The sequence below is a fragment of the Mesorhizobium sp. M2E.F.Ca.ET.209.01.1.1 genome (assembly GCF_004010375.2).
Classification (GTDB): Bacteria; Pseudomonadota; Alphaproteobacteria; order Rhizobiales; family Rhizobiaceae; genus Mesorhizobium.
The window spans coordinates 108,328-130,706 of record NZ_SADP02000003.1 but is presented as its reverse complement, the minus strand read 5'-3'; the positions used below and the strand labels follow the sequence as shown (position 1 = coordinate 130,706).

The following is a 22,379-nucleotide window of genomic DNA, read 5'->3' as shown; positions in this document are numbered from 1 at the left end:
ACCGCCTGATCACATGGCGCCGATCCAGATCGCCATGGAAACGAGAAAGGTGCTCATGCAAACCAGCGAGACGACATCCTGAACCAGATCAGACATAACTCTCTCCGTTGTTAGTATGTTCGTAATTTGTTCTAATTTTGTTCGAATGTCAACGATCGCCAATGGCCCGTCGGTGCGAATCCGGGCGGCGCGTTTGGGCAGGGTTAAGGAAAGGTTAGCGGGCCGCTGGGCGCACTTACGCGGAGCCAGGCCAAGCCGAGATTCGGATCAGGCTGAGTCGAGGACGTTAGGTTCCGAGAACCGGAACGGAGCGTACTTAAAGTACGTGAGTACCGGAAGCGCAGGAAACTACCGTCCGCAGGCCAGCCTCATCCGAATATCGGTTTGGCCTACAGAGGCACGACCTTGCCCTCGGCCAGCGTCACCCGCCGGTCCATGCGAGAGGCCAGCTCGTGATTGTGCGTGACGATCAGCGCCGCCAGCCCCGATTGGCGGACCAGCGCTTCGAGTGCGTCGAAGACATAGGAGGCGGTCGTCGGATCGAGATTGCCGGTCGGCTCGTCGGCCAGAAGCACCAGCGGCGCATTGGCGACCGCGCGGGCAATGGCGACACGCTGCTGCTCGCCGCCGGAAAGCTCGGCCGGCCGGTGCTGCGCGCGCTTGCCGATCTGCATGTAGTCGAGAAGCTGCGCCGCCCGCTCCGAAGCCTCCTTGCGTGAAAGCCCCTTGATCAGCTGCGGCATCATGATGTTTTCGAGCGCCGAGAACTCGGGCAGCAAATGATGGAACTGGTAGACGAAGCCGACATCGTTGCGGCGGATCGCGGTGCGTTCCTCGTCCGACAGCCGCCCGCAGGCGCGGCCGGCGAGGATCACATCGCCGGCGTCAGGCCGCTCGAGCAGTCCGGCCGTGTGCAGCAAGGTGGATTTGCCGGTTCCCGACGGCGCCACCAGTGCCACCATCTCGCCGCGCCTGAGCGAAAAGTCGGCGCCATTCAAAATAGTGAGCTTGCGCGGCCCCTGGACATAGTGCCGCTCGACGCCCTTCAGCTCGATAATGGCTTCGGCCATCACTCGTACCTCAAGGCTTCGACCGGATCGAGCCGGGCGGCACGCCAGGCCGGAAACACCGTCGCGAGGAACGACAGGGCCAGCGCCATGATGACGACATAGGTCGTCTCGCGCGGGTCCATCTTCGCCGGCAGCTGGCTGAGGAAATAGAGCTCGGGGTTGAACAGGATCCGGCCGGTCATCCAGGAGAAGAACTGGCGGATCGATTCGATGTTGATGCAGATGACGACGCCGAGCAGCACGCCGGCGATCGTGCCGGTGACGCCGATCGCTGCCCCCGTCATCAGGAAGATGCGCAGGATCGCGCCGCGCGAGGCGCCCATCGTCCGCAGGATGGCAATGTCGTGACCCTTGTCCTTCACCAGCATGATGAGGCCGGAAATGATGTTAAGCGCCGCCACCAACACGATCAGCGTGAGAATCATGAACATGACGTTGCGCTCGACCTGCAGCGCCGAGAAGAAGGTCTCGTTGCGCTGGCGCCAGTCGACGAGGTCGACCGGCCGCTGCGCCGCCTGCTCGACCAGCGGCTTCAGCGCGTCGACATTGTCGGGATTGTCGACATAGATCTCGATGGTCTGCGCGCGCCCGTCCATGTTGAAATAGAGCTGCGCTTCCGAGAACGGCATGTAGACGATCGAGCTGTCATATTCCGACATGCCGACCTCGAAGATCGCCGCCACCTTGTAGCCCTTCATGCGCGGCGTCGTGCCGAGCGGCGTCACGTCGCCGTCCGGCGAGATCAGCGTGATGGTGTCGCCGAGCACCAGCCCGAGGCTTTCCGCCATGCGCTTGCCGATCGCCACGCCTTCGCCGGTGTCGAAACCGTCCAGCGTGCCCTGCTTGATGTTGCTGGCGACGATCGAAATCTTGCTAAGGTCTTCGCCGCGGATGCCGCGCACCAGGGCGCCCGTACCGCCGCCAACATTGCCTTGCGCCAGCACCTGGCCATCGATCAGCGGGATCGCGTATTTGACACCCGACACACCGTTGATGCGGCTCGCCACCTGGGCGTAATCCTCCAGCGGCGAATCGAGCGGTTGCACGATGAGATGGCCGTTGACGCCGAGGATACGGGTGAGCAGCTCGGCGCGAAACCCGTTCATCACCGCCATGACGACGATCAGCGTCGCGACGCCGAGCATGATGCCGAGGAAGGAGATCGAGGCGATGACGGAGATCACCGTTTCCTTGCGCCGCGAGCGCAGATAGCGCCACGCCACCATGCGCTCGAAGCCGGAAAAGGCGCCCGCCCCTGACCTGGCCGCTGCCGCCGCCTCGCTCATGCGGCGATACCCAGGCGCTTCTTGGCTTCGGCGATCGGCAGCGTCTCGCGCTCGCCCGACTTGCGGTTCTTGATCTCGACCTCGCCGGCGGCCGCGCCGCGCGGGCCGACGATCACCTGCCACGGCAGGCCGATCAGGTCGGCGGTGGCGAACTTGCCGCCCGGCCGCTGGTCGGTGTCGTCATAAAGCACGTCCTTGCCGGCCGAAGTCAGCGCCGCATAGAGATCGTCGCAGACGCGGTCGCATTCGCCGTCGCCGACCTTCATGTTGATCAGGCCGATGTCGAAGGGCGCTACCGCTTCCGGCCAGATGATGCCGTTCTCGTCATGGCTCGCCTCGATGATCGCCGCGACCAGCCGCGACGGGCCGATGCCGTAGGAGCCGCCCGAGGCGTAATGGTCCTTGCCGTCGGGACCGGCCACCTTGGCGTTCATCGGCTTGGAGTACTTCTCGCCGAAATGGAAGATGTGGCCGACCTCGATGCCGCGCGCCGAGAGCCGGTCGCCCTCGGCGACTTTCTCCCAGGCTGCCTCGTCATGCATTTCGTCGGTGGCCGCGTAAGGCGTCGTCCATTTCGTCACGATGCCGCCGATCTCGGCATCGTCGGAGAAGTTGGTGTTCGCGCCCGGCACGTCGAGCGACAGATAGGCGCGGTCGCAGAACACCTGGCTCTCGCCGGTCTCGGCCAGGATGATGAACTCATGGCTGAGGTCGCCGCCGATCGGACCTGTGTCGGCGCGCATCGGTATGGCCTGCAGTCCCATGCGTGTGAAGGTCCTGAGATAAGAAACGAACATGCGGTTGTAGGCGGCCTTGGCGCCCTCGAAATCGAGGTCGAAGGAATAGGCGTCCTTCATCAGGAACTCTCTGCTGCGCATGACGCCGAAGCGCGGGCGCACCTCGTCGCGGAACTTCCACTGGATGTGGTAGAGGTTGAGCGGCAAATCCTTGTAAGATTTCACGTAGGCGCGAAAAATCTCGGTGACCATCTCTTCGTTGGTCGGACCATAGAGCATGTCGCGATCCTGGCGATCCTTGATGCGCAGCATCTCCTTGCCGTAGTCGTTGTAGCGGCCGCTTTCGCGCCACAGATCGGCCGATTGGATGGTGGGCATCAGGATTTCCAGCGCGCCGGCGCGGTTCTGCTCCTCACGAATGATCTGGCAAACCTTGTCCAGCACGCGCTTGCCCAATGGCAGCCACGAAAAGCTGCCCTGCCCCTGCTGGCGGATCATGCCCGCGCGCAGCATCAGCCGGTGCGAGACGATTTCGGCCTCGCGGGGATTTTCTTTGAGAATGGGCAGGAAATAGCGCGACAAACGCATGGACTGGTCCGTGAATGAAAAATGACGCGCCGGAATCGGTGCGAAGGGGCTGCTTGCCCCGGCTTCATAGCCATTTCATGGCGGAATGGGAACCCGAACGCCCCAAAGTATCGGGGGCCTTCTGCACCTTACCAAAAAGCCGATTTTGGCGGCAAAGTGCCTCGAATGGCTATTTGATCGATTCACAAGCAAGCCCTGCCGCAGTATTGTGCAGTGCAGCACGATATTGCCCGTTTCCGGGCAAAATTCTTCGTGACATTTTCACCTGCCTTGGTCTAGTGTGCGCCGATAACCGAGAGGGCGGAGAAAAATCTGCTCTCCTACGCGGTCAAAGTCTTGGGAGGATGCGATCTAGGCGCGGTAACTCGCTGCCGCCGGACACCGGAAACGGATCGGACGCGTTTAAATTGCAAGGCCTCGTGCCTTGCATTTTTTTTGTGCAATCATCTGCTTAGCCCAGCCCTCTGCCAAACAGCTTGACCATCTGCGCTCGCGAAAATCGGAAGCCGGCTTCCGATTTCAACCCTTGCGCGCGGATGCTTCGAAATACTTGCGGGGACTGTGTCTGCAGCCTCAGTGGCTGGTGTCCGGCGTGAAGTCCGGCATGATCCGCATGACGTCGTCGAAGCTGAACCCCAGCCCCGTCGTCAGGCCGTAGAAAGTGCCCATCACAACCACCGTCACGACCGTGGCGCGCAGGAAGGCGCGCCGCATATGCGGACCGCGCGGCGCGCTGGAAACCGTGCCAAGCGTGACATCCTTGTCGTCGTCCTGCGTGCGCAGGCTGAACGGCAGGACGATGAACAGCGCCAGCCACCAGGTGACGAAGAACAGCGCGCAGAGCAGCACCCAGTTCATGCCTGCTCCAGTTCGACGAGCGTGCCGAAGAAATCCTTGGGATGCAGGAACAGAACCGGCTTGCCATGCGCGCCGATCTTTGGGTTGCCGTCGCCCAGCACGCGCGCGCCGCTCGCCTTCAAATGGTCGCGGACAGCCAGAATATCGTCGACCTCATAGCAGACATGATGCATGCCGCCCGAAGGGTTCTTCTCGAGAAACGCTGCGATCGGCGAGGCATCGCCCAGCGGCTCCAGCAACTCGATCTTGGTGTTGCCGACATCGACGAACACCACCGTCACGCCATGCTCCGGCAGCGCCTGCGGCTCGCTCAATCGCGCGCCAAGCGTATCGCGATAGGCGGCCACCGCCGCAGCTAGGTCCGGCACGGCAAGCGCGACATGGTTCAGGCGTCCAAGCATTGGTTCACTCCAGGGGAGTGGTGAGTAGTCAGTAGTCAGTAGTGAATGGTGAATGGTTGCCCGGCACCGAACAGCGGATTTCACTACTCACTACTCACTACTGACCATTCACCATTCACCATTCACCGCGTCACAAACACTGTCACCAGCGGCTTCTTGCCCCAGGCTTCGTTGGCGGCGGCGCGCACGGCGCGGCGCACCGCTTCCTGCACCAGGTCGAGGTCTTTTCGGCGCTGGCGCGGAATGGAGTCCACGGCGCCGATTGCCGCATCGAGCATCAGGTCCTCCAGCGTTTCGCCGCTGGCATCCGCCTCGGCCACGCCGATCGCCACCAGGTCGGGGTCGCCGGCAAGCTCATATTTGTCGTCGAGCACGACATTGACCGCGACATGACCGGCGAAGGAGAGCTTGCGGCGGTCGCGTATGCCCATCGCCTGGTCGGTGCCGATCAAGAACCCGTCCTTGTACAGCCGGCCGAACGGCAGCTGGTCGATGATCGTCGCCGGGCCGGGCCAGAGTCTCAGCATGTCGCCGTCGCGCACCTGCGCCACCTGGCCGATGCCCGACATCGACATCAGTGAGCCCTGCGCCACCAGATGCGCCGCCTCGCCATGCACGGGAACGCCGATCTGCGGCCGCACCCATTCATACATCTTGCGCAATTCGCTGCGGCGCGGATGGCCCGACACATGCACCAGCGCGTCGCCATCCTCGATGATCTTCATGCCGAGGTCGATCAGCCGGTTCTTGATTTCCAGGATCGCCCTCTCGTTGCCGGGAATGGTACGCGAGGAGAACACCACCGTGTCGCCGGCCGTCAGCGCTACCGACTTCATCTCGTCGCGCGACAGCTTGGCAAGCGCGGCGAGCGGCTCGCCCTGGCTGCCGGTGCAGATGATCACCAGGTTCTCGCGCGGGATATAGCCATAGTCCTCCTCGGAGATGAACTCCGGCAGGCCATCCATGTAGCCGAGCTCGCCCGCCACATCGATGACGCGCTTCAGCGAGCGGCCGAGCACCAGGCACTGCCGGCCGGCATCGCGCGCCGCGCGCGCTATCGAGACGATGCGCCCGACATTGGAAGAGAAAGTGGTGACCGCGACGCGGCCCTTGGCCTTCTCGATGACGCCCTTGAGGCCTTCGCCCACCGCCACTTCCGACGGCGACTCCCCTTCCCTCAACGCGTTGGTGGAATCGCAGATCAGCGCCAGCACGCCCTTGTTGCCATAGGCGCGGAACCGCGCCTCGTCGGTCTTCGGCCCGATCGTCGGCTCCGGGTCGATCTTCCAGTCGCCCGTATGGATGACGGTGCCGGCCGGCGTGGTGATCGCCAGCGACATCGGCTCGGGAATCGAGTGCGCCACCGGAATGGCCTCGATCTCGAAAGGCCCGATGGTGAATTTCTCCCCGGCCCGGTAGATCGACGCCGGAATCTTCGGAGCGTTCTGCTCGCCCTGCCGTTTGGCTTCGAGCAGGCCGGCGGTGAACGGCGTCATCCAGACCGGCGCCTTGAGCCTCGGCCAGATATCGAGCAGCGCGCCGTAGTGGTCCTCATGCGCGTGGGTGATGACGATGCCGCGCAAGCCGTCGATGTTCTCCTCGATGAAGCGCGTATCGGGCAGGATGAGATCGACGCCGGGATGCGCACTATCGGGAAAGGTGACGCCGACATCCACGACGATCCATTCGCGCGCATCAGCGGGCCCATAGCCGTAAAGGGCGAAATTCATGCCGATCTCGCCGACGCCGCCCAGCGGCGCGAAAACGAGTTCGGCGTTTTCTCTATTCGCCATGAATCCTTTCCTTCCTGGCCGTCCGGCCAAGCCGTTGGAGCAATTCCGGGAAAAGCGTGGTCAATGACTTCCGTCCGGAATGGCGCAAAACAAAACTATACCCGGGCCGAGGCGACCGCGCCGAAATGCACGTCGCCGGCCGCGATCGTCAAAACCGATCCTTCATCGTCGCGGATCACGAAACGGCAGTCCTCGTCAATGGTTTCGAAGACGCCGCGCACCACATTGCCGTCAATTCTGACAGCAACCTCGCCCCCGAGCCCCGCCGCGCGGGCAAGCCAGCGCTTCCGGATGGCATCGAGACCGCGCCCATCGTCCCAGATCCGGGCATTCTCGCTCCAGGCATCCGATAGCGCCAGGAACAGCGTTTCGGCATCGCAATTGGCGCCCAGCGCCTGCAGCGATGTCGCCGGATAAGGCAGATCCTCGGGGTAAGCCACGACATTGACACCGATGCCGATGGCAACGGCAAAACGGCCGCCTTCCAGCATCGCCGACTCCAGCAGGATGCCGGCAAGCTTGGCGCCCGAAGCCAGCACGTCGTTCGGCCATTTCAGCTCGAACCGGTTGCGGCCCTGGCTTGCGCCATCCAGGGCGACGGCGATCCGGCCCTTCGGCACGACGGCGTCGAGCGCGTCGGCCAGCGCCAGCCCCGCGACGAAGCCGAGGGTCGCGGCAAGCCGCAACTCGCCGCCGGGTAGCAGGAGCAGCGTCGCCGCCAGATTGCCCTCAGGCGTCGCCCAGGCGCGGCCACGCCGGCCGCGACCGCTCTCCTGCTTCTTCGACACGACCCAGAGTTTTCCCGGATCGCCGGCGCGCGCGTGTTCCAACGCCAGCGCGTTGGTGGAGCCGACGCTGTCATGCGCCTCGAGCCGGAACCCCTCCGAAGCCGCGGTTGGAGCCAGCCGAAACGCCATCCCGTCAGAAGAAGGTCTTGGCGGCAGCTTCGGCATAACTGCCGATCGGTCCGCCGATCAGCACGTAGAACAGCACGAAGGCGCCGCTGACGCCGAGCACGAGGCGCAACTCGCTGGCCATCGGCACGAAGCCGCCGACCGGCTCATCGAACCACATGATCTTGATGATGCGCAGGTAGTAGTAGGCGCCCACCACGGAGGCCAGAACGCCGATGATCGCCAGCGCGTAGAGATGCGCATTGATGGCGGCGAGGAATACATACCATTTCCCCCAGAAGCCCGCGAGCGGCGGAATGCCGGCCAGCGAGAACATCAGGATGGTGAGGATGGTGGCCATGACCGGGTTGGTCGAGGCAAGGCCGGAAAGATCGCTGATCTGCTCGACATTGCCTTCCTTGCGCCGCATGGCAAGGATGAAGGCGAAGGTGCCGAGCGTCATCACCAGGTAGATCAGCATGTAGATGGCGACGCCGCGTACGCCGGCCTGGCTGTTGGCGGCAAGGCCGACCAGCGCATAGCCCATATGGCCGATCGAGGAATAGGCCATCAGCCGCTTGATGTTGGTCTGGCCGATGGCCGCGAAAGCGCCGAGCGCCATCGAGGCGATCGAGATGAAGACGACGATCTGCTGCCAGTCCGAAGCGATCGGCTTGAAAGCGCCCATGGTCACACGCACGATCAACGCCATCGCCGCCATCTTCGGCGCCGCCGCCAGGAATGCGGTGATTGGGGTCGGCGCGCCTTCATAGACGTCCGGCGTCCACATGTGGAACGGCACGGCCGAGATCTTGAAGGCGAGGCCGGCGAGCACGAACACCAAGCCGAAGACGAGGCCGAGCTGGCGCTCGCCGCTGCCCAGAGCCGTCGCGATCTCCTGGAAACCGGTGTTGCCGGTGTAGCCGTAGACGAGGCTGATGCCGTAGAGCAGCATGCCCGAGGACAGCGCGCCGAGGACGAAATATTTCAGGCCCGCTTCGGTCGAGCGCAAATTGTCGCGGTTGATCGCCGCCAGCACGTAGATCGCCAGCGATTGCAGCTCGAGTCCGAGATAGAGCCCGATCATGCCGTTGGCCGAGATCATCAGCATCATGCCGAGCGTGCAGAGCAGGATAAGCACTGGGAATTCGAACTTGTCGAAATGTTCCTGACGCGCAAAGCGCATCGACATGACCAGCGTCACCGCCGAGCCGATCAGCGCCAGCATCTTCATGAAGGCTCCGAAGGAATCCTGCACGAAGGCGCCGCCATAGGCAGCGCCCTGCCCGCCGGAGAAGGCGAGCCAGAGTCCGGCCACAACCAGAACGAGGACGGCGAGCCCGGTCACCGTCATGGTGTTGTTGGAGCGCGAATAGGCTCCGATCATCAGGAGCACCAGCGCGCCGACGGCGAGGATCAATTCCGGCGTCGAGAGCGAAAGGCTGGAGAGAAGGTCCGGCGTCATGGTCTATTCCCCAGTCAGTTCGCCGCCGCGGTCTGCGCGGAATTGATGGATGCGGTGACGTTGGTGACGAGCGACTTGACCGATTGGGCCGTCGCGTCGAACACCGGCGCCGGGTAGACGCCGAAGAAGATGACCAGCACTACGAGAGGGTAGATGATCGCCTTTTCGCGCGGCGACAGATCGAGCAGGTTCTTCAGGCTGTCCTTGGTCAGCGCGCCGAAGATCACCCGGCGATAGAGCCAGAGCGCATAGGCCGCCGACAGGATGACGCCGGTGGCGGCGAAGAACGCCACCCATGTGTTGACCCTGAACACGCCGAGCATGGTCAGGAACTCGCCGATGAAGCCGCTGGTGCCCGGCAGGCCGACATTGGCCATGGTGAAGATCATGAACACGGTCGCGTATTTCGGCATGTTGTTGACGAGGCCGCCATAGGCATCGATGTCACGTGTATGCATGCGGTCGTAGATGACGCCGACGCACAGGAACAGCGCGCCCGAGACCAGACCGTGGCTGAGCATCTGGAAGATCGCGCCCTGCACGCCTTCCTGGTTCATGGCGAAGATGCCCATGGTCACGAAGCCCATATGGGCGACCGACGAATAGGCGATCAGCTTCTTCATGTCCTCCTGCATCAGCGCCACCAGCGAGGTGTAGATGATGGCGACGACGGAGAGCGTGAACACCAGAGGCGCGAACATCGCCGACGCTTCCGGGAACATGGGCAGCGAGAAGCGCAGGAAGCCGTACCCGCCCATCTTCAAGAGGATGGCTGCCAGGATGACCGAGCCCGCCGTCGGCGCCTCGACGTGGGCGTCGGGCAGCCAGGTGTGCACCGGCCACATCGGCATCTTCACCGCGAAGGAGGCGAAGAAGGCCAGCCACAGCCAGGTCTGCATGTTGGCCGGGAAGTGATGCGTCAGCAGCGTGGTGATGTCGGTCGTGCCGGACTGGAAGAACATCGCCATGATGGCGAGCAGCATCAGCACCGAACCGGCGAGCGTGTAGAGGAAGAACTTGAACGAGGCATAGACGCGCCGCTTGCCGCCCCACACGCCGATGATGATGAACATCGGGATCAGGCCGGCCTCGAAGAAGACGTAGAACAGCACGATGTCGAGCGCGCAGAACACGCCGATCATCAAGGTCTCGAGGATCAGGAAGGCGATCATATACGCCTTGACCCGCTTCTCGATCGCTTCCCAGGAGGCGAGGATGGAAAGCGGCATCAGGAAGGTCGTCAGGATGACGAACAGCATCGATATGCCGTCGACGCCCATGTGATAGGAAATGCCCGAATCCAGCCAGGCGTGCTTCTCGACGAACTGGAAGCCGGCCTGCGAATTGTCGAAACCCTTCCAGATGAACAGTGAGACGACGAAGGTGAACGCCGTCGTGATGAAGGCGATCGCACGGATGTTGCGGCGCGCGTTTTCGCTGTCGTCGCTGATGAACAGGATGAGCAGAACACCAACCAGCGGCAGGAAGGTGACCAGCGAGAGGATTGGCCAGTCGGTCATCAGAGCATCATCCAGGTGACGAGAGCGGCCACGCCGATCAGCATGGCGAAAGCATAGTGGTAGAGGTAGCCGGTCTGCAGCTTGACGACGCGGTTGGTGACGTCGACGACGCGCGCCGAGACACCATCGGGCCCGAGGCCGTCGATGATCGTGCCGTCGCCGGTCTTCCACAGGAACCTGCCGAGGCGCTTGGCCGGCTGCACGAACAGGAAGTCGTAGAGCTCGTCGAAATACCACTTGTTGAGCAGGAAGGCGTAGAGCAGGCGGTGGTTGGCGGCGACGCTGCGAGGCAGTTCCGGCGAGCGGATGTAGAACTTCCAGGCAACCGCAAGCCCGATCACCATAGCCACGAACGGCGCCAGTTCCACCCAGAGCGGCAGCTCGTGGATCTCGTGCAGGATGTGGTTGTCCGGCAGCGTGAACAGCGACGCTTTCCAGAACTCGGCATAGCCCTCGCCGATGAAGGCGCCATGGAAGATGATGCCCGCGAACAGCGCGCCGGCAGCGAGCACATAGAGCGGCACCAGCATCACCGGCGGCGATTCATGAACATGGTGCATGACCTCGTGGCTGGCGCGCGGCTCGCCGTGGAAGGTCATGAAGATCAGCCGCCAGGAGTAGAAGCTGGTGAAGCAGGCGGCGACCACGAGCAGGATGAAGGCAAAGGCCGCGACCGCATTGTGGCTGGCGAAGGAGGTTGCGATGATGGCGTCCTTGGAGAAGAAGCCGGCGGTGCCGATCACGGTTGCCGGGATACCGACGCCCGTCAGCGCCAGCGTGCCGATGATCATCATCCAGTAGGTGGCCGGGATCAGCTTGCGCAGCCCGCCCATTTTGCGCATGTCCTGCTCGTCAGAAACGGCATGGATGACCGAGCCGGAGCCGAGGAACAGCAGCGCCTTGAAGAAGGCGTGCGTGAACAGGTGGAAGATCGCCGCGCCATAGGCGCCAACGCCGAGCGCCACGAACATATAGCCGAGCTGCGAGCAGGTCGAATAGGCGATGACGCGCTTGATGTCGTTCTGGACGAGACCGACGGTTGCCGCGAAGAAGGCGGTGAAGGCGCCGATGAAGGTGACGACGGTCAGCGCCGAGTGCGACAGCTCGAACAGCGGCGACAGCCGCGCCAGCATGAACACGCCGGCGGTCACCATCGTCGCCGCGTGGATGAGCGCGGAGACCGGCGTCGGGCCTTCCATGGCGTCCGGCAGCCAGGTGTGCAGTGGCACCTGCGCCGACTTACCCATGGCGCCCATGAAGAGCAACAGACAGACCACGGTCAACGCCGTCTGCTTGTCGAGCGCATGGCCGAGGAAAGTGAGCACGGCGGCACCGGCCGGCGCGCCTTCGGCCGGCAGGAATGATGCCGCATTGGCAAAGACGGTGCTCAGATTGACCGAGCCGAACAGCACGAACACGCCGAAGATGCCGAGCGCGAAGCCGAAATCGCCGACGCGGTTGACCACGAAGGCCTTGATCGCCGCGGCGTTGGCCGACGGCTTCTTGTACCAGAAGCCGATCAGCAGATAGGAGGCGAGACCGACGCCTTCCCAGCCGAAGAACATCTGGATCAGGTTGTCGGCGGTCACCAGCATCAGCATGGCGAAGGTGAACAGCGACAGATAGGCGAAAAAGCGCGGCCGGTTCGGATCGTGGTGCATGTAGCCGATCGAATAGATGTGAACCAGCGCCGACACGGTGTTGACGACGACCAGCATCACCACCGTCAGCGTATCGATCCTGAGCGCCCAGGAGGCGTCGATACCGCCTGACTGGATCCAGCGCAGCACCGGCACGGTGAACACCTCGCCATGGCCGAAGCCGACGGTGAAGAAGGCGATCCAGGACAGGATAGCCGCGATCACCAGGAAGCCGGAGGTGATGTATTCGGAAGCCTTGGCGCCAAGCGAATTGCCGAACAGGCCGACAATCAGGAAGCCAAGCAGCGGAAGGAAGACGATAGCCTGATACATGGTGGTTCCCGTCAACCCTTCATCGAGCTCACGTCTTCGACCGCGATCGAGCCGCGGTTGCGGAAGAAGACGACAAGAATGGCAAGACCGATCGCCGCTTCGGCGGCCGCGACCGTCAGCACGAACAGGGCGAAGACCTGTCCGACGAGGTCATGCAGCGCCGCCGAAAAAGCGACGAAATTGATGTTGACCGCGAGCAGGATGAGCTCGACCGACATCAGGATGACGATGATGTTGCGGCGGTTCAGGAAGATGCCGAACACGCCGAGCGTGAACAGGATCGCCGATACGGTCAGGTAATGTGCAATGCCGACGACCATCTCAGATCCCCTCGCCCGATTTGACCTTGCGGATTTCCATGCCGGTCGCCGGGGTGCGGCCGACCTGCGCGGCGATTGACTGCCGCTTGACGCCTGGCTTGTGGCGCAGCGTCAGCACGATGGCGCCGATCATGGCGACCAAGAGCACCAGGCCGGAAATCTGGAAGTAATAGAGGTAGTCCGTGTAGAGGATGTCACCCAGCGCCGCCGTGTTGGAGCGCGTGGCGAGGTCCGGCGTTGCCTTAGCGACCGTCGAGGCAAGCTGCGGCGCGAATGTGTAGCCGCCGAGCACGACGATCAGCTCCGCCGCCAGGATCAACCCAACCATCGCGCCGATCGGCGCGTACTGCAGCGCGCCCTGCTTCATCTCGGCGAAGTCGACGTCGAGCATCATGACGACGAACAGGAACAGCACCATCACCGCGCCGACATAGACGACCAGCAGGATCATCGCCAGGAACTCGGCCCCGGTCAGCATGAAGAGGCCCGCGGCGTTGAAGAAGGTGAGGATCAGGAACAGCACGGAATGCACGGGGTTGCGCGACGAAATGACCATGAAGGCCGACGCCACGGCGATAAAGGCGAAGAGGTAGAAAAAAGCCGCCTCTAATCCAGTCAGCATGGGATTCCCCGGGTTCCAAATTCCGACTCCGACCCGCTTCCGGTTCGAAACCGCGTGTTCCTTAGACGGACGACGTTGCGCCGTCCACTTTCTTGTTCCTTCTCCCCGTCTGCGGGGAGAAGCACGCTGATCACCTATACGGCGAGTCCAGCGCGATGTTGCGCGCCAGCTCCCGCTCCCAGCGATCGCCGTTCGCGAGCAGCTTTTCCTTGTTGTAGTAAAGCTCCTCGCGCGTCTCGGTCGCGAATTCGAAATTCGGCCCCTCGACGATGGCGTCGACCGGGCAGGCCTCCTGGCAGAAGCCGCAATAGATGCACTTCACCATATCGATGTCGTAGCGCACGGTGCGGCGCGTGCCGTCATTGCGGCGCGGGCCGGCCTCGATGGTGATGGCCTGCGCCGGGCAGATCGCCTCGCAAAGCTTGCAGGCGATGCAGCGTTCCTCGCCGTTCGGATAACGGCGCAGCGCATGCTCGCCACGGAAGCGCGGGCTGGTCGGCCCCTTTTCATGCGGATAGTTGATCGTCTCCTTCGGCGCGAAGAACTGGCGCATCGACAGGAAGAAGGCGCTGACGAAATCCTTTAGCAGCAGCGATTTTGCGGCCTGGGCCAGAGCGGACATCACGCAAACCCCGTGATCTTGAGGAAGGCCGCGGTGGCCACGACCATGAACAGCGAAATCGGCAGGAACACCTTCCAGCCCAGCCGCATCAGCTGGTCGTAGCGGTAGCGCGGCACAAAAGCCTTCACCATCGAGAACATGAAGAACATCAGGCAGATCTTCAGCACGAACCAGATGACGCCTGGAACCCAGGTGAAGGGCGCGAAATTGAACGGGGGCAGCCAGCCGCCGAGGAACAGGATGGTCGCCAGCGCGCACATCAGGACGACGGCGACATACTCGCCGAGGAAGAAGAGCAGGAATGGCGTCGACGAATATTCAACCATGTGGCCGGCGACGAGTTCTGATTCCGCCTCCACCAGGTCGAAAGGCGGGCGGTTCGTCTCGGCAAGCGCCGAGATGAAGAACACCACGAACATCGGCAGCAGCGACAGCCAGTGCCAGTCGAGGAAGGTGTTGGGCAGGCCGAGCCGCGTGCCGAGACCGTCCTGCTGCGACATGACGATGTCGGAGAGGTTGAGCGAGCCGACGGTGAGCAGCACGGTGACGATGACGAAGCCGATCGAGACTTCGTAGGACACCATCTGCGCCGCCGAGCGCAGCGCGCCGAGGAACGGATATTTGGAATTCGACGCCCAGCCGCCCATGATCACGCCATAGACCTCGAGCGAGGAGATGGCGAAGACATAGAGGATGCCGACATTGATGTTGGCGATCGCCCAGCCCTCATTGACCGGAATGACCGCCCAAGCCGAAATCGCCAGCACCGCCGACACCAGCGGCGCCAGAAGGAACACGCCCTTGTTGGCGCCCGATGGGATCACCGGCTCCTTGAAGACGAATTTCAAAAGGTCGGCGAAAGCCTGCAGCGTTCCCCATGGGCCGACGACGTTCGGGCCACGACGCAGCTGCACCGCCGCCCAGATCTTGCGGTCGGCATAGAGCAGGTAGGCGACGCCGATCAGAAGCACGACGATGAGGAGCACCGACTCGGCCAGAATCCAGAACGCCGGCGCCACATAGAGGAAGAAGAAGGTTTCCATGCTTATTCCGCCGCCTGCTTGAAGCCGCTCTTGGCCAGCGCCGAGCATTCAGCCATCACGGCCGACGCCCGCGCGATCGGGTTGGTCAAATAGAAGTCCTTCACCGGCGAGGTGAAGGTGCCCTTGTTCAAACGGCCGCCGAGCTTCGCTACCTTGGCGATATCGTCGCCGCTACCGGCCTGCACCTGGTCGATGCGGGCGAGATGCGGGAACTCGCCATAGAGCTTGGCACGCAGCTGCGCCAGCGAATCGAAAGGCAGCTTCTTGCCGAGCACATCCGACAGCGCCCGCAGGATCGCCCAGTCCTCGCGCGCCTCGCCAGGCGCGAAGCCGGCGCGGTTGGTCTGCTGCACGCGGCCTTCCGTGTTGACATAGGTGCCGGACTTCTCAGTATAGGCGGCGGCCGGCAGGATGACATTGGCGCGATGCGCGCCGGCATCGCCATGCGTGCCGATATAGACGACGAACGCGCCGCCGGTCTTGGCCATGTCGATCTCGTCGGCGCCGAGCAGGAAGAGCACATCGGTGTCGCCCAGCATGCCGGCAACGTTCTTGCCGCCCTCGCCCGGCACGAAGCCGACATCGAGACCGCCGACGCGCGCCGCCGCATTGTGCAGCACCGCAAACCCGTTCCACTCGGCGGTGACCGCGTTGACGGCGGTGGCGAGCTTTGCCGCCTGGCCGAGCACCGCCGCGCCATCCGCGCGCGCCAGCGCGCCCTGGCCGACGATGATCAGCGGATGCGTGGCCTTGCTCAGCACCTCGAAGAACTTGCCGTTGCCGTCCGCAAGACCCTTCAGGGATTCGGGACCTGCGCCGATCAACTCATAGTCGTAGCGGGTGTCGCCGATCTCGCCGATGACGCCGACCGGCAGGTTGCCGACGCGCCAGCGCTTGCGGATGCGGGCGTTGAGCACCGAGGCCTCGAAGCGCGGATTGGCGCCGATGATCAGCACCGCGTCGGCCTGCTCGATGCCTTCGATGGTCGGGTTGAAGATGTAGCTGGCGCGGCCGAGCGACGGATCGAGCGCGGCGCCGTCCTGGCGGCAGTCGATGTTCTTCGAGCCGAGCGCGCTCATCAGAAGCTTCAGCGCATAGATCTCCTCGACCGCGGCGAGATCGCCTGCGATGGCGCCGATGCGCTCGGGCGCGGTCTTCGACACCTCGTCCCTGATCGCCGCGAAGGCTTCCGCCCAGCTTGCCGGAGCGAGCCTGCCGTTCTTGCGCACATAGGGGCGGTCGAGGCGCTGCGTGCGCAGGCCGTCCCAGATGAAACGGGTCTTGTCGGAGATCCACTCCTCGTTCACCGCCTCGTTGACGCGCGGCAGGATGCGCATCACTTCACGACCTCTGGAGTCGACGCGGATCGCCGAGCCGACGGCGTCCATGACGTCGATCGATTCCGTCTTGGTCAGTTCCCACGGCCGCGCCTGGAAGGCGAACGGCTTGGAGGTCAGCGCGCCGACCGGGCAAAGGTCGATGACATTGCCCTGCAGCTCCGACGTCATCGCCTGCTCGAGATAGGTGGTGATCTCGGCATCCTCGCCGCGGCCGATCAGGCCGAGCTCGGAAATGCCGGCGACTTCGGTGGTGAAGCGGACACAGCGCGTGCAGTGGATGCAGCGGTTCATCACCGTCTTGACCAGCGGGCCGATATACTTGTCTTCGACCGCGCGCTTGTTCTCGTGATAGCGCGAGGAATCGACGCCGAAGGCCATCGCCTGGTCCTGCAGGTCGCACTCGCCGCCCTGGTCGCAGATCGGGCAGTCGAGCGGATGGTTGATCAGCAGGAACTCCATCACGCCTTCACGGGCCTTCTTGACCATCGGCGTGTTGGTGAAGATTTCCGGCGGCTCGCCATTCGGGCCGGCGCGCAGGTCGCGCACGCCCATGGCGCAAGATGCCTGCGGCTTGGGCGGGCCGCCCTTCACCTCGATCAGGCACATGCGGCAATTGCCGGCGATCGACAGCCGCTCATGGAAGCAGAAGCGCGGCACTTCCGCGCCGGCGTCCTCGGCCGCCTGCAGCAGCGTGTAATGGTCGGGTACCGTGATCTCTTTCCCGTCGACCTTTAGCTTTGCCATTCGCCTCAAACCTCTGCGGATGTCCGCAATCTATCTTCCGGGCGCGGTTTGCACCGCGCCCGGCTTTTCAAATCACTTCGCGGCGAGCGCCGCCGCCTGCGCAGTCCAGTCGTCGCGGCCTATGCGGCCGGCGAGCGACAGATAATCTTCCACCCAGGCGATCTCTTGCGACGTCCAGGCCGCGATCTGCTCATAGGTCCAGATACCGAGACCGTTGAGCACCTTCTCAAGTTTCGGTCCGATACCCGAAATCACCTTCAGGTCCGACGGCTTCGCCGGCTTGTCGACGGCCTTCGGCTGCCTGAAATCCTCGGGCATCAATGCGGCCGTTGCCGGCTGGGCGACAATATCGGCCCCGGTCGTGTCGAGCGCCTTTTCGGTCGCGTTCACCGCGATATCGGTCACGTCCCTGGCAAAGGTCTGCGCCTCGGCGATCAGCGTCTCGGTCGCCTTGCGCGCCTTGGACGCGTTGGCGGCCGCTTCGCTCTGCGCCTCGAGATCGTCGAGGAAGGGCTGGAACATGCGCTGCGAAGCTTCCAGCGCGCCGGTGAAGGCGCCCATCCACATGCCGACGGCATGGTTGGCAACACCAATGCCGAGCGCCGACATCGCCGCCGCGCCCGCGACCGGATGCGCCAGAAGGTTGACGGCGCTGGCCATCTCCTTCGGCATCATCTTGGTTAGGTCCTGGTTCATCTTCTCGAGCTGGTCCAAATCAGGCATAAACGGATAGGGTATCGAATACGGCGCCATAGAATTCTCCTGGTCGTTTCTTCGTATGCCCCGCCCCTGCTTTCCGTCTCGGGCTTGCGCCCGTAAGTCTTATTCCGCCGCCACCATCACCGGCTCGACCCGGTGCGCGTTGCGCGAAAACTCGTCGATGCGGCGTTCCACCTCGCCGCGGAAATGCCGCATCAGGCCCTGGATCGGCCAGGCCGCCGCGTCGCCCAGCGCGCAGATCGTGTGTCCTTCGACCTGCTTGGTGACGTCGAGCAGCATGTCGATCTCGCGCTTCTGCGCCTCGCCGCGCACCAGCCGCTCCATCACCCGCCACATCCAGCCGGTGCCTTCGCGGCACGGCGTGCACTGGCCGCAGCTTTCATGCTTGTAGAAGTAGGAGAGCCTGGCGATCGCCTTCACGACATCCGTCGACTTGTCCATGACGATGACGGCCGCCGTGCCGAGGCCGGATTTGAGGTCGCGCAGCGCGTCGAAATCCATCGGCGCGTCCATGATCTGCTCGGCCGGCACCAGCGGCACCGAAGCGCCGCCCGGAATGACCGCGAGCAGATTGTCCCAGCCGCCGCGGATGCCGCCGCAATGCGTCTCGATCAGCTCCCGGAACGGGATCGACATCGCCTCTTCGAAGGTGCACGGATTGTTGACGTGGCCGGAGACGCAGAACAGCTTGGTGCCGGCATTGTTCGGCCGGCCGAAGGACGAGAACCAGGCGGCACCCCGACGCAGGATGGTCGGCGCTACGGCGATCGACTCGACGTTGTTGACGGTGGTCGGGCAGCCATAGAGGCCGACATTGGCCGGAAATGGCGGCTTCAGCCGCGGCTGGCCCTTCTTGCCCTCGAGGCTTTCGAGCAGCGCCGTCTCCTCGCCGCAGATATAGGCGCCGGCGCCGTGATGCATGTAGACGTCGAAATCGTAGCCGGACGTGTTGCCCTTGCCGATCAGCTTGGCCGCGTAAGCCTCGTCGATCGCCCGCTGCAGCGCCTCACGCTCGCGGATGAACTCGCCGCGCACATAGATGTAGGCCGCGACCGCGCCCATGGCGAAGCCGGCGACCAGCGCGCCCTCGACCAGCGTGTGCGGATCGTTGCGCAGGATGTCGCGGTCCTTGCAGGTGCCGGGCTCTGATTCGTCGGCATTGATGACGAGATAGCTCGGACGGCCGTCGCTCTGCTTGGGCATGAACGACCATTTCAGCCCGGTCGGGAAACCGGCGCCGCCGCGGCCGCGCAGGCCGGACGCCTTCATCTCGTTGACGATCCAGTCGCGCCCCTTGGCGATGAGGCCGGGCGTATCATCCCAGATGCCGCGCGACTGCGCGCCGGCCAGCGACTTGTCGAACAGGCCGTAGATGTTGGTGAAGATGCGGTCTTTGTCCTGAAGCATTTGTCGTCCCTCAGACCGGCTTCTTGCCGAAGACGCGGATGTACTCGGCGACGCCGCCCTTGGCGAGCGCCTTGGCCTGCTTCACCCAGTCGTCGCGCTCGATGCGGCCGCGGAAATTGAGATAGCCGTCGACCCATTCGCGCTCGGCCTTCTTCCAGGAGGCGACCTGCGCGAAGCTGTAGATGCCGAGCGTATGCAGGGTCGCTTCGATCTTCGGCCCGACGCCGGAGATCAGCTTGAGATCGTCGACCGTCGCCGGGCGCTCGATGCCGGCCGGCCGGTTCTTGTCGTCCAGCGATGGTTTTGCCGTCTTGGCGACCGGCTGCTTGGTTTCCGGCGCCTTGAAAGCGCTGGCCGGTTCGGCCTTGTTCTTCGGCCCGCTGCGCGGCTTGGAAACCGCCTCGACTTCCGGGGAAGCCTGATTGGCATTGGCGGCCGAATGGCGCGGCGCCCTGACGCTGGCCGCTTTCTCGGTGGCCGGAGCGACCTTGACCGGCGACGGCGTCGCCAAGGCCGGGCTGGTCTCCGGCGCATCGGTCTTCGGCTTGCCGGATTTGGACGGCGCAACCGGGCCGGAAGCTGGCGGCTCGGCGGGCGCCGCTGCAGGTGCCGCCTGCGAGACGACATTGGCAGCGGCCGCAGCGGGCGCCGCCGCGGCGGCATCCTTGGCCGCCTTCGCGGCAGCCTTGGCTTCCTTGTCGCGCGTCGACTTCAGGATCGCCTTTTCGCTGGTCAGCGTCGTCAGCCCGGTTGCCGGCTCGGAGCCGTGGCGGCCATTCTGCGGGCCCGGCTTGACCTCGGCGCCCTTGCCGGCGTCGTAGAGATCGATGATCTCGGCCAGCCGCTCAGGCGTCAAATCCTCGAAAGTGTCCTTGAAGATCATGACCATCGGCGCGTTGACGCAGGCGCCGAGGCATTCGACCTCCTCCCACGACAGCGTGCCCTTGTCGTTGGTGTGGAACTGGTCGTGATGGATCTTCGAGCGGCAGACATCCATCAGCGCTTCCGAGCCGCGCAACATGCAGGGCGTAGTGCCGCAGACCTGGATATGAGCGCGGGTGCCGACCGGATTGAGCTGGTACTGGGTATAGAAGGTCGCGACCTCGAGGCCGCGGATGCGGGGCATGCCGAGCATGTCGGAGATCGTCTCGATCGCCGCCTTGGTGACCCAGCCTTCCTGCTCCTGCGCGATCATCAGCAACGGGATGATGGCCGATTGCTCGCGCCCCTTCGGATATTTGGCGATCCACTGCTGGGCCGCCGCCACATTTGCCTCGTTGAAGGCGAAGGAGGCTGGCTGGACGCTGGCATCTGCGAGACGACGAACTGACATGATCTTCGCTTTGTTGTTTCTTGCTGACCCGGATTAATTGTAAGCGCGATAACAATTTTCGGTAGGACCGACCACGCACACAAACTCCTCAGGCCCTCGTTTCAAACGCATGAACTCGTCAAAGCGGTCATTCCACCAAGTGACATGCCCGCAATCACGAGGCTTTGCCAAGCTCGGCATCTCCGCAATAAACGTCCGTTCTCTATTGCAATTTGACCGCCCCGACGGACCGTATGGAAGAACGAATATTCCCTCATCCAGGAGCACGTCTCCGCCGAATTCGCGCACAGCCAGAAGGTCTCCTTCGGCCACCAGCTTGAATCCATCATTCAGAAGATCAGTCGACGTAAGACCGTCTTTAGGTCCAGCCAATGGCGCCTCTGCAGAAGCAGCAAAGCAAGCTGCAGCCACAAGCGCTTTGGATAGCTGGGTTGCTCCGAATCTCACCGATCGACCTCACCAAACACGATGTCGAGGGAGCCAAGCACGGCGGTGACGTCGGCCAGCATGTGGCCGCGGCACAGGAAGTCCATGGCCTGCAGATGAGCGAAACCGGGCGCGCGCAGCTTGCAGCGATAGGGCTTGTTGGTGCCGTCGGAGACGAGATAGACGCCGAATTCGCCCTTAGGCGCCTCGACGGCCGCATAGACCTCGCCGGCCGGCACGCGGTAGCCTTCGGTGTAGAGCTTGAAGTGATGGATCAGCGCTTCCATCGAGCGCTTCATCGCCGCGCGCTTCGGCGGCACCACCTTGCCGTCGAGGTTCGACACGGGGCCGGCGCTTTCCTTGCCGAGCAGGAGATCGACGCACTGACGCATGATCTTGGCCGACTGGCGCATCTCTTCCATGCGAACGAGATAGCGGTCGTAGCAGTCGCCGTTCTTGCCGATCGGGATGTCGAACTCCATCTCGGAATAGCATTCATAGGGCTGCGCCTTGCGCAGGTCCCAGGCGGCGCCCGAGCCGCGCACCATCACGCCCGAAAAGCCCCAGGCCCAGGCGTCGGCCAGCGAGACCGTGCCGATATCGACATTGCGCTGCTTGAAGATGCGGTTGGGCGTGAGCAACGCGTCGAGATCGTCGATCGACTTCAGGAACGGATCGATCCACTTGCCGATGTCCTCGACCAGCTTCTGCGGCAGGTCCTGGTGCACGCCGCCCGGCCGGAAATAGGCCGCGTGCATGCGCGAACCGGAGGCGCGTTCATAGAACACCATCAGCTTTTCGCGCTCGACGAAGCCCCACAGTGGCGGCGTCAGCGCGCCGACGTCCATCGCCTGCGTCGTCACATTCAAGATGTGCGACATGATGCGGCCCATCTCGGAATAGAGCACGCGGATCAACTGGCCGCGCTTCGGCACCTCGATACCGAGCAAACGCTCGGCCGCGAGCGCGAAGGCATGTTCCTGGTTCATCGGCGCGCAATAGTCGAGCCGGTCGAGATAAGGTACGGCCTGCAGGTAGGTCTTGGCCTCGATCAGCTTTTCGGTGCCGCGATGAAGCAGCCCGATATGCGGATCGACGCGGTCGACCACCTCGCCGTCCAGCTCCAGCACCAGGCGCAAAACGCCATGCGCCGCAGGATGCTGCGGACCGAAGTTGATGTTGAAGTTGCGGACGGAGGTTTCAGCCATGGGTCGCCCT

19 protein-coding genes are annotated in these 22,379 nt (G+C 63.5%); all 19 read right to left on the bottom strand.

Annotated features, from left to right (window positions below; genetic code table 11):
* Positions 1 to 389: 389 nt before the first annotated feature.
* Positions 390 to 1,073, bottom strand: a complete 684-nt coding sequence (locus EN852_RS06820) for an ABC transporter ATP-binding protein (protein ID WP_189400917.1) — start codon at positions 1,071 to 1,073, stop codon at positions 390 to 392.
* Positions 1,070 to 2,356 carry a lipoprotein-releasing ABC transporter permease subunit gene (locus tag EN852_RS06815; protein WP_127874290.1) on the bottom strand — a complete coding sequence of 429 codons (1,287 nt, stop codon included), beginning with the start codon at positions 2,354 to 2,356 and terminating at the stop codon, positions 1,070 to 1,072. The genes EN852_RS06820 and EN852_RS06815 overlap by 4 nt, the downstream gene beginning before the upstream one ends.
* Positions 2,353 to 3,681 carry a proline--tRNA ligase gene (gene proS / locus EN852_RS06810; protein ID WP_127874291.1) on the bottom strand — a complete coding sequence of 443 codons (1,329 nt, stop codon included), beginning with the start codon at positions 3,679 to 3,681 and terminating at the stop codon, positions 2,353 to 2,355. Before proS ends, EN852_RS06815 begins: the two co-directional genes overlap by 4 nt.
* A gap of 573 nt (positions 3,682 to 4,254) precedes the next feature.
* Complete coding sequence (locus tag EN852_RS06805) at positions 4,255 to 4,539, bottom strand: DUF1467 family protein (RefSeq protein ID WP_127863352.1); 285 nt, start codon at positions 4,537 to 4,539, stop codon at positions 4,255 to 4,257.
* Positions 4,536 to 4,940: a methylmalonyl-CoA epimerase gene (mce, locus tag EN852_RS06800; RefSeq protein WP_127874292.1), complete on the bottom strand. Its 405-nt coding sequence runs from the start codon at positions 4,938 to 4,940 to the stop codon at positions 4,536 to 4,538. The genes EN852_RS06805 and mce overlap by 4 nt, the downstream gene beginning before the upstream one ends.
* Positions 4,941 to 5,062: 122 nt before the next feature.
* Complete coding sequence (locus tag EN852_RS06795) at positions 5,063 to 6,733, bottom strand: ribonuclease J (protein ID WP_127874293.1); 1,671 nt, start codon at positions 6,731 to 6,733, stop codon at positions 5,063 to 5,065.
* A gap of 95 nt (positions 6,734 to 6,828) precedes the next feature.
* The gene (locus EN852_RS06790; RefSeq protein ID WP_127874294.1) at positions 6,829 to 7,650 is read right to left on the bottom strand and encodes a biotin--[acetyl-CoA-carboxylase] ligase; all 822 of its coding nucleotides are present in this window, start codon (positions 7,648 to 7,650) and stop codon (positions 6,829 to 6,831) included.
* Positions 7,651 to 7,654: 4 nt separating this feature from the next.
* The gene (gene nuoN, locus EN852_RS06785; RefSeq protein ID WP_127874295.1) at positions 7,655 to 9,091 is read right to left on the bottom strand and encodes an NADH-quinone oxidoreductase subunit NuoN; all 1,437 of its coding nucleotides are present in this window, start codon (positions 9,089 to 9,091) and stop codon (positions 7,655 to 7,657) included.
* A gap of 14 nt (positions 9,092 to 9,105) precedes the next feature.
* A complete protein-coding gene (locus EN852_RS06780; RefSeq protein ID WP_127874296.1) occupies positions 9,106 to 10,611 on the bottom strand; it encodes an NADH-quinone oxidoreductase subunit M in 1,506 nt (501 codons plus the stop codon).
* On the bottom strand, positions 10,611 to 12,584 hold the full coding sequence (nuoL, locus tag EN852_RS06775; RefSeq protein WP_127874297.1) for an NADH-quinone oxidoreductase subunit L: 1,974 nt from the start codon (positions 12,582 to 12,584) through the stop codon (positions 10,611 to 10,613). Before nuoL ends, EN852_RS06780 begins: the two co-directional genes overlap by 1 nt.
* A gap of 11 nt (positions 12,585 to 12,595) precedes the next feature.
* Positions 12,596 to 12,904, bottom strand: coding sequence for an NADH-quinone oxidoreductase subunit NuoK (gene nuoK / locus EN852_RS06770; RefSeq protein ID WP_112100004.1), 309 nt, complete (start codon positions 12,902 to 12,904; stop codon positions 12,596 to 12,598).
* Position 12,905: 1 nt separating this feature from the next.
* Complete coding sequence (locus tag EN852_RS06765) at positions 12,906 to 13,526, bottom strand: NADH-quinone oxidoreductase subunit J (protein ID WP_027168993.1); 621 nt, start codon at positions 13,524 to 13,526, stop codon at positions 12,906 to 12,908.
* A gap of 130 nt (positions 13,527 to 13,656) precedes the next feature.
* The gene (nuoI, locus tag EN852_RS06760; protein WP_042643165.1) at positions 13,657 to 14,148 is read right to left on the bottom strand and encodes an NADH-quinone oxidoreductase subunit NuoI; all 492 of its coding nucleotides are present in this window, start codon (positions 14,146 to 14,148) and stop codon (positions 13,657 to 13,659) included.
* Positions 14,148 to 15,191: an NADH-quinone oxidoreductase subunit NuoH gene (gene nuoH / locus EN852_RS06755; protein ID WP_127874298.1), complete on the bottom strand. Its 1,044-nt coding sequence runs from the start codon at positions 15,189 to 15,191 to the stop codon at positions 14,148 to 14,150. The genes nuoI and nuoH overlap by 1 nt, the downstream gene beginning before the upstream one ends.
* Positions 15,192 to 15,193: 2 nt before the next feature.
* Positions 15,194 to 17,275, bottom strand: coding sequence for an NADH-quinone oxidoreductase subunit NuoG (nuoG, locus tag EN852_RS06750; protein ID WP_127874299.1), 2,082 nt, complete (start codon positions 17,273 to 17,275; stop codon positions 15,194 to 15,196).
* Positions 17,276 to 17,347: 72 nt separating this feature from the next.
* On the bottom strand, positions 17,348 to 18,028 hold the full coding sequence (locus EN852_RS06745; RefSeq protein ID WP_127874300.1) for an NADH-ubiquinone dehydrogenase: 681 nt from the start codon (positions 18,026 to 18,028) through the stop codon (positions 17,348 to 17,350).
* A gap of 69 nt (positions 18,029 to 18,097) precedes the next feature.
* The gene (gene nuoF / locus EN852_RS06740; protein WP_112127350.1) at positions 18,098 to 19,402 is read right to left on the bottom strand and encodes an NADH-quinone oxidoreductase subunit NuoF; all 1,305 of its coding nucleotides are present in this window, start codon (positions 19,400 to 19,402) and stop codon (positions 18,098 to 18,100) included.
* 10 nt (positions 19,403 to 19,412) lie between these two features.
* Positions 19,413 to 20,735, bottom strand: coding sequence for an NADH-quinone oxidoreductase subunit E (locus EN852_RS06735; RefSeq protein ID WP_127874301.1), 1,323 nt, complete (start codon positions 20,733 to 20,735; stop codon positions 19,413 to 19,415).
* Positions 20,736 to 21,178: 443 nt separating this feature from the next.
* Positions 21,179 to 22,369 carry an NADH-quinone oxidoreductase subunit D gene (locus EN852_RS06730; protein ID WP_127874302.1) on the bottom strand — a complete coding sequence of 397 codons (1,191 nt, stop codon included), beginning with the start codon at positions 22,367 to 22,369 and terminating at the stop codon, positions 21,179 to 21,181.
* Positions 22,370 to 22,379 lie beyond the last annotated feature (10 nt).